Source organism: Massilia sp. IC2-477 (assembly GCF_020707265.1).
GTDB lineage: Bacteria > Pseudomonadota > Gammaproteobacteria > Burkholderiales > Burkholderiaceae_D > Telluria.
On sequence record NZ_JAJFEQ010000005.1, the window covers coordinates 201540 to 213743 of the forward strand.

General features: G+C 67.2%; 13 protein-coding genes. 9 read left to right on the top strand and 4 right to left on the bottom strand.

Annotated features, from left to right (window positions below):
- Positions 1-52 precede the first annotated feature (52 nt).
- From LK542_RS12160 to LK542_RS12170, 3 genes are read right to left on the bottom strand one after another with little or no spacing between them, the layout of a single operon-like run.
- Entirely contained in the window at positions 53-1006 is a 954-nt protein-coding gene (locus LK542_RS12160) for a triacylglycerol lipase (RefSeq protein ID WP_227812110.1), read from the bottom strand.
- Positions 1003-2625 carry a GMC family oxidoreductase N-terminal domain-containing protein gene (locus LK542_RS12165; RefSeq protein ID WP_227812111.1) on the bottom strand — a complete coding sequence of 541 codons (1623 nt, stop codon included), beginning with the start codon at positions 2623-2625 and terminating at the stop codon, positions 1003-1005. The genes LK542_RS12160 and LK542_RS12165 overlap by 4 nt, the downstream gene beginning before the upstream one ends.
- Positions 2622-3140 (bottom strand): twin-arginine translocation signal domain-containing protein, encoded by a 519-nt coding sequence (locus LK542_RS12170; protein ID WP_227812112.1) that lies wholly within the window; start codon positions 3138-3140, stop codon positions 2622-2624. The genes LK542_RS12165 and LK542_RS12170 overlap by 4 nt, the downstream gene beginning before the upstream one ends.
- A gap of 162 nt (positions 3141-3302) precedes the next feature.
- Between LK542_RS12170 and LK542_RS12175 the strand changes: the two genes are divergently transcribed.
- The gene (locus LK542_RS12175) at positions 3303-3923 is read left to right on the top strand and encodes a DUF6058 family natural product biosynthesis protein (RefSeq protein WP_227812113.1); all 621 of its coding nucleotides are present in this window, start codon (positions 3303-3305) and stop codon (positions 3921-3923) included.
- Between the two features lie 13 nt (positions 3924-3936).
- Here LK542_RS12175 and LK542_RS12180 read toward each other — a convergent pair whose 3' ends face one another.
- Entirely contained in the window at positions 3937-4698 is a 762-nt protein-coding gene (locus LK542_RS12180) for an RNA methyltransferase (RefSeq protein WP_227812114.1), read from the bottom strand.
- A gap of 176 nt (positions 4699-4874) precedes the next feature.
- On the opposite strand from LK542_RS12180, the gene LK542_RS12185 reads away from it, so the two are divergent.
- From LK542_RS12185 to LK542_RS12220, 8 genes are all read left to right on the top strand, one after another.
- The gene (locus LK542_RS12185; RefSeq protein ID WP_227801135.1) at positions 4875-5654 is read left to right on the top strand and encodes an inositol monophosphatase family protein; all 780 of its coding nucleotides are present in this window, start codon (positions 4875-4877) and stop codon (positions 5652-5654) included.
- Positions 5655-6024: 370 nt separating this feature from the next.
- A complete protein-coding gene (locus LK542_RS12190) occupies positions 6025-7407 on the top strand; it encodes a DEAD/DEAH box helicase (protein WP_227812115.1) in 1383 nt (460 codons plus the stop codon).
- Between the two features lie 186 nt (positions 7408-7593).
- Positions 7594-8064, top strand: a complete 471-nt coding sequence (locus tag LK542_RS12195) for a MarR family winged helix-turn-helix transcriptional regulator (RefSeq protein ID WP_307728964.1) — start codon at positions 7594-7596, stop codon at positions 8062-8064.
- A gap of 89 nt (positions 8065-8153) precedes the next feature.
- Positions 8154-9446, top strand: a complete 1293-nt coding sequence (locus LK542_RS12200) for an MFS transporter (RefSeq protein ID WP_227812116.1) — start codon at positions 8154-8156, stop codon at positions 9444-9446.
- A gap of 33 nt (positions 9447-9479) precedes the next feature.
- Complete coding sequence (gene hyi / locus LK542_RS12205) at positions 9480-10286, top strand: hydroxypyruvate isomerase (protein WP_227812117.1); 807 nt, start codon at positions 9480-9482, stop codon at positions 10284-10286.
- Positions 10287-10326: 40 nt separating this feature from the next.
- On the top strand, positions 10327-10695 hold the full coding sequence (locus tag LK542_RS12210) for a VOC family protein (RefSeq protein WP_227812118.1): 369 nt from the start codon (positions 10327-10329) through the stop codon (positions 10693-10695).
- 111 nt (positions 10696-10806) lie between these two features.
- Entirely contained in the window at positions 10807-11664 is an 858-nt protein-coding gene (locus LK542_RS12215) for a hypothetical protein (RefSeq protein ID WP_227812119.1), read from the top strand.
- Positions 11665-11683: 19 nt separating this feature from the next.
- A complete protein-coding gene (locus LK542_RS12220; RefSeq protein ID WP_227812120.1) occupies positions 11684-12199 on the top strand; it encodes a hypothetical protein in 516 nt (171 codons plus the stop codon).
- Positions 12200-12204: the final 5 nt, after the last annotated feature.

Below are 12204 nucleotides of genomic sequence, written 5' to 3' on the forward strand. Positions count from 1 at the left end.
GGCGTTGAGCTTACTTTAACACGCCGCGCGTAAATACACCTTGTCCGGCACGCTAATGAACCGCTTCTCCCTGCCCGTGCACCGCGGCAAGCTCCTCCATCACGATGTCCAGCACGCGCCGGTTGCGGCCGAGCGCCACGTGGCCGACGCCGCCGACGGCGAGGTTGCGTGCACCCGGCAACTCGCTCGAGGTCTGGGGAGCGATGATGTTGTCCTGGTGCGAGAAGATCGAGGTGACCAGGGCGCGCGCCGCCGCATCCTCACCCTGCGCCAGACGGCGCAGCCAGGCGCATTCGGGCGGCTCGTCGCGCAGGGTCCTTCTCATCTGGGCGGCATTCAGGCCCAGGCCGAAGGCGGCCAGGCAGGTGCCGTGGTGCGGGGTGCCGAGCGTGATCACGCGTGCGACCTTGCCGGTGCCGCAGGCGCGCATCCAGGCGCGCGCCACCAGCCCGCCCATGCTGTGCGCGACGATCACGACCCTGCTGGCGCCGGTGGCCGCAAGCAGGGCGTCCACCGCGCGCTCGACCAGTGGCGCGTAGCCGTCGATGTCGCCCATCAGGGGCTCGAGGTCGACCGTCGCGTGGCTGATGCCGGCGGCGTCCAGGCGCGGCAGCAGCTGCGACCAGTAGCCGCTGTTGCAGCCGTAGCCGTGCAGCAGCAGGACCGGTGGCGCGTTTGAAGCGGGATGGATGCGGGTGCAGGCGCTGGCGCGCGGCATGGTCCAGGAAGACTGCAGCATGCTGGCGCTGAACTCTTCCCAGAACAGGCGCAGGCGCGCGCCCAGGCCCCGGACCCGGTATTCCTCGGGCGTCGGACTGGCAAAGCGTGCGCTCATCAGGAAGTTGTTGGCGTTGATGCACAGGCGTACCAGCACCACGCTGCCCAGGCCCGCGGCCAGGCCCTGCCAGCGGCTGGCGCCAAAGATCTGCACTGCGGCCAGGCCGATGCCGAGGGCCGCAAGCGCCTGCACGAGCAGGATTAGCTGGAGCAGGCGGCGCGCGCTCATGCCGCCAGCCGGGCCGCCGGCCGTCCCGTGAGTGAGGCCGCCAGGCCGCTGGCCAGCCTGGCCGTGAAGCCGTAGATCGACAGCTGCGGATTGGCGCCGAGCGAGGTCGGGAACAGCGAGCCGTCATGCACGGACACATTGGACAGGCCGCGGTAACGCCCGTCGGGCGCGACTACGCCGAGGCGCTCGTCGCCCGACATCGCGCAGCCGCCCATCACGTGGGCCGAGGCCACGCGCGTGAGCTGCAGGCCCTGCGGCAGCGCCGCGATCGCGGCCTTCGCTTCCCGCCAGCTGTCATAGCGGCGCGCGATCTCGTGGGCCGGCTGCACGCCCGTCGCACCCGCCGCGAACTGGATCTCGGCCATGGAAAGCAAGGCGCGGCGCGCGCCGTCCCACAGGTAGTCCGTCAAGGGATAGTCGAGCTCCGGACCGCCGTCGCCGCGCAGGCGCACGCTGCCACCAGGCGCATCCTCGTGGAAGCCGTCGCGCAGCAGCGCCAGCATGCCGTGCAGGTGGGGGAAGTCACGCATCATCTGTGCGTGAGTCTCGCCGAAGCCGTTCATGGTGGTGGCCAGCAGCAGCGGGTGCAGCGGCGGCGCTTCCAGCTTGTAGCCCATCGGGCCGTCCGGCGCACCGGCCAGGAAGTGGTCGGAATAGACCGTCTGCGGCGCCCCGGCCCAGGCCTCCACCCGCTGCGGGAAGAACGCGGCCGAGATCACGGTCGGGTGCAGGAAGGTGCGCCGGCCCAATTGGCCGCTGGGGTCGGGTGCATCGGAGCGCAGCAGCAGCGCCGGCGAGTTGATGGCGCCGCCCGCCACGACGTAGTGGCGCGCGCGCAGGCGCAGACTGCGGCCGTTCGGATGAACGCCGGCCGCATCGAGCCCCTGGCACAGCAGCTCGTCGGCGCGCTCGCCCTGGAACACGAAGCGTTCGGCGCGGGCGCGCGTGACCAAAGTCGCGCCATGCTCCAGCGCGGCCGGGATGGTGGTCACCAGCATCGACTGCTTGGCATTGGTCGGACAGCCCATGCCGCAATAGCCCAGGTTCCAGCAGCCCTTGACGTTACGCCGGATCAGGCCTGTTGGGATGCCCAGCTTGCCGGCGCCGCGGCGCAGGATGTCGTTGTTCTCGTTGGGCGCCCCTGGCCAGTCGGCGATCTGCAGGCGTGCTTCCATCATCGCGAACCAGGGCGCCATCGCCTCGGGGCTTGCGTCAGGGAGCGCATAGTGACGGCGCCACCAGTCGAGCGTGGCGGGCGGCGTGCGAAAGCTTGAGGTCCAGTTGACGGTGGTGGAGCCGCCCACGGTGCGGCCCTGCAGGATGTTGATTCCCTTGTCCGCCGTCTTGCGCGCGGCCGACTCCTGGTACAGCCCGGGATAGGCCTCGGCCTCGCGCATCTTGAAGTCGCTCGAGGATTTCAGCGCGCCCTCTTCCACCACGATCACGGACAGGCCGGAGCGCGCCAGGATCTCGGCCGTGACACCGCCGCCGGCACCGCTGCCGACGATGACGACGTCGGCTTCCAGCGTGCGGTCCTTGGTAAGCGTGGCGGCATCGATGATCTTCCAGCCCTTGGCGATGCCGGCGTGGATCGGGTCCGGAATGATGGGTGTGCTCACGACAGCTCCTTCATCGGTCCCGGATAACCGGTGGCGGCCCAGCTGGCCGGCTGCGCGTACCAGGCGCCCAGCACCAGGTCGTGCAGCGCGTGGTAGGCGCTGCGCAAGAGGCCCAGGCGGTGCAGGCGCCAGTCCTGCAGGAAGGCGTTCACGTCTTCCACGCGCGCTTCAGCCCAGCCGCCGGACACGCCGGTGAGCAGACGCCGCGCCGGCGCCAGCGCGAGCAGGCCGAACAGGTCCTGTACTTCCTTCTGGGTGACGGGCGGCAGGCCAAGGATGGCCGCGTGCACGCCCTCAATGGAGCTGTTCAGCGCCGCTGCACGTCCGCCGCCGCCCGGCAGCGCGCCCGCGAGGATCGCAGGCGCGATCGCGTGCAAGGCCGCGCGCGCTTCGCCATCGAGCGCAAAGTGGTGCGGTGGCGCCGTATGCGTAGCGCGGTACAGCGCGCCGCCGGCCGCCAGCGCGAGCGCGCCCAGGCCACCGGCTTTCAGGAAAGTCCGTCGTGATGTCCCCATGTGCTGCCTTTTGTGTTTTTCCTAGTGTACGCCAAAGGAAATTCACGTCCGAGCGTGAAACTAGAGGAAGCAGTCTAGGCAGCGCCTCCGCTCTTCGCCCATACCGAAAGCTTCGATCCTGGCCGAAGCATTCCACCGGCTCGAGTGGGTAGCATGCCCGGCATGGAACTCCTCGACTACCTCAAACAACACTTCCTCACCCGCGCCCAGCTGCTGGCGGCCAGCGGCATCACCTCTGCGCGGCTCGACGCCCTCACCGAGGGTGGCGGCATGCCGCGGCCGTCCTACCGCATCCGGCTCGACCTGCGCTGCGCGTCCTTTTTCGGCGAGCATGACGAAGAGGCCAGCGCCGAGTATTACGCCACCGGCTATCCCTCGTGGATCGGCGTACTGGAAGCGACGGCAGAAGACCCGTTCACTATCTTCGCGCGGCGCTACCGCACTGCACTGGCCTCTCTGCCGCTAACAACGACCGACCCGACGCTTGGCGACGGCCTCGACGCGCACCTGCGCGACGAATGGGGCCACTTCCTGGCCGGGACCTATGGCCTGTGCACGCGCTCCGGCCTGCCGGAAGATATCGCGGCCAAGGAGCTGGCGATCTGTGTGATCAAAAAACTGACGGCGATTGACAATGCACAGCCGGACCGCAGGCGCCTGCGCCAAGCCGTCGACCTCCTCGACCGCGCCAGTACGCCTTTCGCACCGCACGAACGGGCGCGCAGCTCGCGCCACCGCTACGTCGACGCGATGCGCCTGCGCTACGGCCTGCCGACGCCCTAAGAAACCCGCAAGCTTATGCCTTGGGCGCGCGCTCGAGGATGGCGCGCGCAATCCCGCGCAGGATGTTCACTTCTTCGGTTTCGAGCCCGGTGCGCGAGAACAGGCGTTTCAGGCGCGGCATCAGCTTCTTCGGATTGTTCGCATTCAGGAAACCGATCGCCACCAAGGCTTCTTCCAGGTGCGCATACATGCCGTCGATCTGGGTCACGCTGGCGGCGTCGCCGTGGAAACCGACGCCGCGGTCCTCGACCGTGTCGCCGCTGGCGGCCAGCCGCGCCTCATAGGCCAGCACCTGGGCCGCCTGCGACAGGTTGAGCGAGGAGTAGTCGGGATTCGACGGGATGTTGATCAGGACGTTGCAACCCTCGACGATCTCGTTCGGCAGTCCGACCCGTTCGTTGCCGAGGATCAGCGCGGGACGCAGCTCGGCCTGCCCCGCCGCGTGGCTGGCAAAGGCGCGCGGGGTCCACACCGGCGGCGAGAACTCGCGCAGGCGCGCCGACACCGCGGCGGCGAAATTGCAGCCCTCGAGCGCTTCCTGGACGCTGCCCACGATGCGCGCCTTGGTGAGCACGTCGCCGGCTCCGCTGGCAAAGGCCACCGCTTCCGCGTCCGTCAAGGGGTCGGCGCAGCGCGGCGCGACCAGCACCAGGTCAGAAAATCCCATCGTCTTCATGGCGCGCGCCACCGAGCCCACATTGCCGGCCCGGCTGGTTTCGACGAGCACAAATCGAAGCCGTTTGAAGAGAGATGTGTTGATTTCGGTCGGGTTCATTTAAAATAGCGCCAACGCGCGGTGCGGGCTGTTGTAATTCGGGGCTGGAAAGTCCCGGATTGTAACGGGTTCGGCACCGCTTTGCTCTTTGTCATTCTCTATTCAGCAGACCGTTCACGGCGCTTTGATGCGTGGTGGGCGTTCGCGTTTTTTCCACGGAAAGCCTTATGCACCCAATGCTCAACACGGCCGTCAAGGCCGCTCGCCGCGCCGCCACCGTCATCAACCGCGCGTCCTTCGACCTCGATCGCATTACCATTTCTGAAAAAAATCACAACGATTTCGTCACCGACATCGACCAGGCGTCGGAACAGGCGATCGTGGAAACGCTGCTGAAGGCCTACCCTGACCACGCCATCCTGGCCGAGGAAAGCGGCGCCTCGAAGAACCTGAATGACGAGAGCGAAAACGTGTGGATCATCGACCCGATCGACGGCACCACCAACTTCCTGCACGGCTACCCCAACTACTGCATCTCGATCGCCCTGCAACAGAAAGGCGTGATCACCAATGCCCTGGTCTACGACCCGGTGCGTAACGACCTGTTTACCGCCACCAAGGGCGCCGGCGCCTACCTGAACGACAAGCGCATCCGCGTGAGCAGCAAGGATCGCATCGGCAAGGCCCTGCTGTCCTCGGGCCACGGCGCCGATCCGCGCGCGCTGGCCGAATACCTGCGCATGTACGAAGTCGTCGCCTCGCGCTGCCACGGCGTGCGCAGCGGCGGCTCGGCCGCCCTGGAACTCGCGAACGTGGCCGCAGGCCGCATCGACGGCTACTACGAAAAGGGCCTGAAGGTGTGGGACATCGCGGCGGGCGCCCTGCTGGTGACCGAAGCGGGCGGCATCGTCGGCGAGTTCAACGGCGAATCGGAATACCTGCACAAGGGCGACATCATCGCCGCCGGCCCGAAGGTGTTTGGCGCCATGGTGCCGCTGCTCGCCGCTTTCGCTTAAGAGCACCTAACAATTCCCCCCATGGCTGCGTTGCATCGTCTCGCCGTACTAGCGTATTGTCTTCGACGATGCGCCTTGCCCTGGGGGTTTTGTCAGGCGCTCTAAGGCTGGACTGCGCGATTTCGCGTAAAATACACCCCGTGCTTCCGGGCGAGGCGTTTTAGAGACCCTTGCCCGCGTCACCAGCTGGAAGGTCCCGGTCATAAACTTTCCATAGAGAAACAAACTCCTCTATAATCCCGGCTGTGCGCCTTGTGGGCGACAGCGCCCGGGTAGCGGCTCCCTCATCGGAGCCGAGCCTGCATGACTAATCCGATGTTCCTGGACTGGCGCCACTTTTTGGCGACGGGCCGACCTTTATTGAGAATTTATGTCCTTTTCTACTCTCGGTTTGTCCGACGCGATCGTACGCGCGGTAACTGAACAAGGCTACACCAATCCGACCCCGATCCAGGCCCAGGCGATTCCGATGGTCCTGAATGGCGGCGACCTGCTGGCCGGCGCCCAGACCGGTACAGGCAAGACCGCAGGCTTCACCCTGCCGATCCTGCAGCTGCTCTCGACCGACAAGGTCGGCAGCACCCTGAAGAACAAGACCGCACCGCGCGCCATCCGCGCCCTGGTACTGACCCCGACCCGCGAGCTCGCGGCCCAGGTCGAGGAAAGCGTGCGCCTGTACGGCAAGTACACCAACCTGAATTCGGCCGTGATCTTCGGCGGCGTCGGCATCAACCCGCAGATCAAGTTGCTCAAGCAAGGCGTCGACATCCTGGTCGCCACCCCTGGCCGCCTACTGGACCATGCCGGCCAGCGTACCGTCGACCTGTCGCAGATCGACATCCTGATCCTGGACGAAGCCGACCGCATGCTGGACATGGGCTTCATCCACGACATCAAGAAGGTGCTGGCCCTGCTGCCGCCGAAGCGCCAGAACCTGCTGTTCTCGGCCACTTTCTCGGACGACATCAAGGCGCTGGCCGACAAGCTGCTGAACAACCCGCAATCGATCGAAGTGGCGCGCCGCAACTCGACCGTGGAAGTGATCGCGCAAAAGATCCACCCGGTCGATCGCGACAAGAAGCACCCGATGCTGTCGCACCTGATCAAGGAAAACAACTGGCACCAGGTGCTGGTGTTCACCCGCACCAAGCACGGCGCCAACAAGCTGGTGGAACAGCTGGGCCGTGACGGCATCGGTGCGATGGCGATCCACGGCAACAAGAGCCAGTCGGCGCGCACCAAGGCGCTGGCCGAGTTCAAGGACGGCAGCCTGCAGGTGCTGGTGGCAACCGACATCGCGGCGCGCGGCATCGACATCGACCAGCTGCCGCACGTGGTGAACTACGACCTGCCGAATGTGCCGGAAGACTACGTGCACCGCATCGGCCGTACCGGCCGCGCCGGCGCGACCGGTGAAGCCGTGTCGCTGGTGTGCGTGGACGAGCACCAGATGCTGAAGGACATCGAAAAACTGATCAAGCAGACCCTGCCGCGCCAGGTGATCCCGGGCTTCGAGCCGGACCCGACTGCGAAGGCGCAACCGATCCAACTGCGCAGCGGCGCCCCGGGCCACCCGAACCGCGGCCGTCCCGGCGGCAGCCGTGGCGGCAACGGCCAGCCGCGCGCTGCCGGCGCCGGCAACGGCAACGGCGGCCGTCCGGCGGCTGGCAACGGCGGCAACCGCAACGGCAACAGCGCCAACCGCGGCCCGCGCTCCGGCTCCGCCCCACGCCAGGGCGGCCGCGACCGCTAAGCGACAGCTCCGGGCAGATACCTGCCCGCCCCAAGGGTCAGCGTGCAAGGTACGGGAAAGCTTGTTAGATTTCCTGTGATTGCACCCTGGCCCTTTTTTTATCTCGATACTTGATTACTCAAAGAGTTGCCAAGTGTCGATATTCAGTATATATTTGAGTGATCAACTATCTCTCAAGGAGTGAGCATGACCGACATGAACGATGGCACCGGCGACAGCGGCGGAGTGCTCGACAGTCCGACCAGCGAGTTCTGCCTGCGCATGGCGCGCGCATGGGCGACCGTGTCGCGGCGTCTTGACAGCGCCCTTGGCGCCCACCACGGGATCAGTTTTGCCGACTATCAGTTGCTGCTCAGCCTGCAGCGGGCGCCGGGCGGGCGCCTGCGCCGGGTCGACCTGGCGGAAAAGCTGGGACTCACCGCCTCCGGCGTCACCCGTTCGCTGCTGCCGCTGGAAAAAATCGGCCTGGTCGGCCGCCAGAGCGATCCGCGCGACGCCCGCGTCGGCTACGCGATCATCACGCCCACCGGCAGCGAGCTGGTGACGAACGCAAGCGTGGTGGTGGACAACGTCAGCCGCATGCTGCTGGGCGCACCCGCGCGCGCCCGGATCGAGGACACATCCAGCCTGTTCGCCCAGCTCAGCGGCGACAAGTAAGACCCCGGCAGCCACGGCTGCATTGATTGCCGTTGGCAAGGGGCGCGCTCGCGCCTGCCGCCGGCAAGCGACATGGAGACGACAAGAACATGAACAACACCAGTGCGCTGCGGCGCGACCCGAATTTCACCTGGCTGATGAGCGGCGGCGTCATTTCCGCCCTCGGCGACCAGTTCACCCTGATTGCCCTGCCCTGGCTGGTGCTGCAGCTGACCGGGGACCCGCTGGCGCTCGGCATGATGGTTGCCATCATGGGCGTCCCACGCGCGATCCTGATCCTGTTCGGCGGCGCCGTGGTCGACCGCTACTCGCCCAAGAGCGTGCTGATGCTCACCAAGCACGTGAACACGGCGCTGCTGGCCATCCTGGCCGCGCTGGTGCTGAGCGGCACCGCCACGCTGTTGCCGGTGGCGCTGCTGGCGGTCGGCCTGAGCCTGGCCTCGGCCTTCAGCATTCCGGCCGGCACCTCGATGCTGCCGCACGCGGTCGCGCCCCAGCACCTGGCCGCCGCCAACGGCGCCATGATGGCAATGCGCCAGCTCACCATGCTGGCCGGGCCGCTGCTGGCCGGCCTGCTGTTCGCTCTGGGCGGCGACGGCAGCGCCGGGATGCAGGATGCACGCGGCCTGGGCCTGGCCTTCGCGGTCGACTGCGCCACCTATGCGATCTCGGCCTGGACCCTGTCCAGGGTCAAGCCCTTGATGGCGGCGCAGCCGGACAAGGTGCAAGAGCCGGTGCTGCGCGCCGTCCGCGCGGGCCTGGCGACCGTATGGCGCAGCCCGAACCTGCGCGCGGCCTTTCTCTACTGGGGCCTGTGCGCCTGCGTGGTCGGCAGCGTAATGCAGGTCGCCCTGCCGCTGCTGGCCAGCGAACGCCTGCACGGCGCTTCCGCCCTGGCCCTCTTGATGGGCGCGCACGGCGCCGGCTCGCTGGCCGGCATGGCGGCGTCCAGCATGCTGGGCAAGCGCCGCGTCGTCAACCTCGGCATTACCCTGCTGCTGGTGGACGGCCTGGTCGGCCTGTTGCTGCTGCCGATGGGCCTGGTCACCCAGGGCTGGCAGGGCATGCTGCTGCTCCTGGCGATCGGGGTGCTGGGCGGCTTCGTGCAGGTGGCGGTGTTCACCTGGATCCAGCAATGCGTGCCGCAAGCCATGCTGGGCCGGATGATGGGCATCTTCATGTTCGTCTTCATGGGCCTGGCGCCGCTGGGCGCGGCCGGCGCCGGCTGGCTCGCCAGCCTGGTCAGCCTGGGCGTGCTGTTCGCGGGCGCCGGACTGTTCCTGCTGGTCGCGGCCCTGCTGGCCTGGCTGTTCACGCCGATGTCCACCTTGGTCGACGCCCAGGTGGGGCCAGTCCCGGGGTTTGATGCCAGGATCGGCTAAGATGGCCGGATCGCTCACCCATATCGATCCGGAATGCCGAAGTTTGCTGCCAACCTGAGCCTGATGTTCAACGAAGTGCCCTTCCTCGACCGCTTCGCCTGCGCACGCGCCGCCGGCTTCGATGCGGTCGAGTTCCTCTTTCCCTATGCCTTCGAGCCGGAACAGATCGCGGCCCGCCTACGGTGCTACGATCTGGAGCTGGTGCTGCACAACCTGCCGGCCGGCGACTGGGCCGCAGGCGAGCGCGGCCTGGCTTGCGACCCGCGCCGCACTGCCGAGTTCGAGGACGGCGTCGGCCTTGCGCTCGACTATGCGCTAGAGCTCGGCGTGCGCCGCCTGCATTGCCTGGCCGGCAAGCTGCCGCCGAACCTCCCCCACGAGCGCGCCCACGCGACCTATGTCGCCAACCTGCGCCACGCCGCGGCGCGCTGCGCCGAACACGGCATCGCGCTGCTGATCGAGCCGATCAACGACCGCGACATGCCCGGCTACTTCCTCACCGGCACGCGCCAGGCCGCCGCCGTCATCGCGGAAGTCGGCGCGCCCAACCTGTTCCTGCAGTACGACATCTACCACATGCAGCGCATGGAGGGCGAACTAGCCGAGACCATCCGCCACCAGCTGCCCCTGATCCGCCACATCCAGCTGGCCGACGTGCCAGGCCGCCACCAGCCGGGCACCGGCGAGATCTGTTTCCCCTACCTGTTCCGGCTGCTGGACGAGCTCGGTTACGAGGGCTGGGTCGGCTGCGAATATGCGCCGCTGGGCGACACCGGCGCCTCGCTGGCCTGGCTGGAGGAAGAACGCAAGGCCTATGCGGCTTGGCTGGACAAGGCCTGATCGTTCGTGCAACATCAGCGCTCCACCCAGCCGAGGAACCATGATGATCCAGGGATTACGCACAGTCATTTACCCCGTCACCAACCTGGCCGAAGCGAAGGCCTGGTATGAACAGGTCCTCGGCCGCGCGCCCTACTTCAACGAAGCCTTCTATGTCGGCTTCGAGGTCGGCGGTTTCGAGCTGGGCCTGATCCCGGACGGCCAGCCCGGCAGCACCGGCGCCACCGCATACTGGGGCACGGAAGACATCGACGCCGAAGTGGCGCGCCTGAGCAGCCTGGGCGCCGAAGTGCATGCGCCGGTGGAAGACGTGGGCGGCGGCATCCGCGTCGCCACCGTGCGCGACCCCTACGGCAACCTGTTCGGTGTGATCCAGAACCCGCACTTCGATCGCACGAAAGTCGCCTGAGCCACCATGAGCTCGATTCCTGCGAGAACTTGAGCGCCAGCAAGACTTCACGAAACGGAGTTTGAAACAATGGGATCTTTCCGGCTGCGCCGCGGCCAGGGAGGTCCCGACATGCTGCGACATCTTTCGATCCGCCTGTTTCTTTCCTTCGCCCTGCTGCTGGGCGGCTGCGGCACCACCGGGGGCGGGCCGGTCAGCCTGCAGGAGGTGCGCGAATTCGCCGACGCCTCGGCGCGCCTGGGCGGCTACGCCGAACTGGCGCGGCGCTACCGCGACACCTACGAGCGCGAGCAGCCCTACCTGTCCCCGGCCGCCGACAAGCTCGCGCGCGAAAACGACGCCAGGCGCCGCGCCGTTTTCGAAGACTTCATGGCGATCCAGAAGACGCTGGTGCTGTACATGCAGACCCTGAGCCTGCTGGCCGGCGACGCCAGGTACGACCTGTCCGAGCGGATCGACGACCTCGGCAACGGTTTGAAGGCGAATACCGAATCGGGCCTAACCCAGCGCCACATCACCGCCTATACCGGCATGAGCCGGCTGCTGACGCGCGTGATCGCCTCCGGCTACCAGAACCGCAGCGTGGAAACCATGGTGCGCGACGGCGACGCGGACGTGCAGGCGCTGCTGGATGCCATGATCTCGCTCACCCGCCTCTACTACAAGACCAACGAGAATGAGAAGAAGACGATCCTCGGCATCTTCGACGTCGAGATCCCCTTTTCGACGCGCAACTCCGACCGCATGCTGGTAACCCTGGCCAAGGTGCATTACCTGAACAAGGCCACCGAATACAAGCTCGTCGACCGCCGCTACGAACTGGCCCTGCAGGGCCTGACCAAGGTGGCGCTCGGGCACCAGAAGATGCGCGAGAACCTCGGCAAGCTGTCGGAAGCGGAAGTGCGCCGCCTGCTGGCCACCTACGGACGCGACCTGCGCACCATCCGCGACGGCCTGTCCGGTGACTGAGGCGACCCCAGGAGAACACATGACTACTACCCAGAACCCCGCCAGCAGCGCCGCCGCGGATGCCCCGCCGCCGCCCGGCGCCGCCCTGTCCAGCCCCGACAAGATTGCGGAACTGGCCGACCAGCTCTCGAAGTGCGCCGACGAGATCCACGAGCGGGTGATGAAGGAAATCCGCAGCTATGGGGGCGGGCCGGTACCCGAAAAGGTGCAGGACAGCGCGCGCGCCCTGTTCGACGACGAGGTCCTGCTGCGCCAGCGGGCCAACAGCCTGTACGCGGACGCGGCCGCCTTCATCGTCAAGGGATTGGGCAAGCCGCAGGCCAACCTGGTCAAGCTCACCGCCGATGCGGCCGAGAAGATCCGGAAAATCGGCGTCATCGGCGAAGTGACCGGCCTGGTCGGCGGCCTGCTGGCCCTGGCCGGCGCAGCCGCAACCGGCCAGCCGGTGACCATCCTGGCGGCGATCGAGAAGATCGACAAGCACGGCAAGGCGCTGGACGCGCTCAAGCCCAAGCCCCCGGCGAAGCCGGCCTAAAGCGA

Excerpts from the sequence above, each read along its gene's own strand:
- LK542_RS12160 (WP_227812110.1), bottom strand. The coding sequence starts at position 1,006 with ATGAGCGCGCGCCGCCTGCTCCAGCTAATCCTGCTCGTGCAGGCGCTT.
- LK542_RS12170 (WP_227812112.1), bottom strand. The coding sequence starts at position 3,140 with ATGGGGACATCACGACGGACTTTCCTGAAAGCCGGTGGCCTGGGCGCG.
- LK542_RS12175 (WP_227812113.1), top strand. The coding sequence starts at position 3,303 with ATGGAACTCCTCGACTACCTCAAACAACACTTCCTCACCCGCGCCCAG.
- LK542_RS12180 (WP_227812114.1), bottom strand. The coding sequence starts at position 4,698 with ATGAACCCGACCGAAATCAACACATCTCTCTTCAAACGGCTTCGATTT.
- LK542_RS12185 (WP_227801135.1), top strand. The coding sequence starts at position 4,875 with ATGCTCAACACGGCCGTCAAGGCCGCTCGCCGCGCCGCCACCGTCATC.
- LK542_RS12190 (WP_227812115.1), top strand. The coding sequence starts at position 6,025 with ATGTCCTTTTCTACTCTCGGTTTGTCCGACGCGATCGTACGCGCGGTA.
- LK542_RS12195 (WP_307728964.1), top strand. The coding sequence starts at position 7,594 with ATGACCGACATGAACGATGGCACCGGCGACAGCGGCGGAGTGCTCGAC.
- LK542_RS12200 (WP_227812116.1), top strand. The coding sequence starts at position 8,154 with ATGAACAACACCAGTGCGCTGCGGCGCGACCCGAATTTCACCTGGCTG.
- hyi (WP_227812117.1), top strand. The coding sequence starts at position 9,480 with ATGCCGAAGTTTGCTGCCAACCTGAGCCTGATGTTCAACGAAGTGCCC.
- LK542_RS12210 (WP_227812118.1), top strand. The coding sequence starts at position 10,327 with ATGATGATCCAGGGATTACGCACAGTCATTTACCCCGTCACCAACCTG.
- LK542_RS12215 (WP_227812119.1), top strand. The coding sequence starts at position 10,807 with ATGCTGCGACATCTTTCGATCCGCCTGTTTCTTTCCTTCGCCCTGCTG.
- LK542_RS12220 (WP_227812120.1), top strand. The coding sequence starts at position 11,684 with ATGACTACTACCCAGAACCCCGCCAGCAGCGCCGCCGCGGATGCCCCG.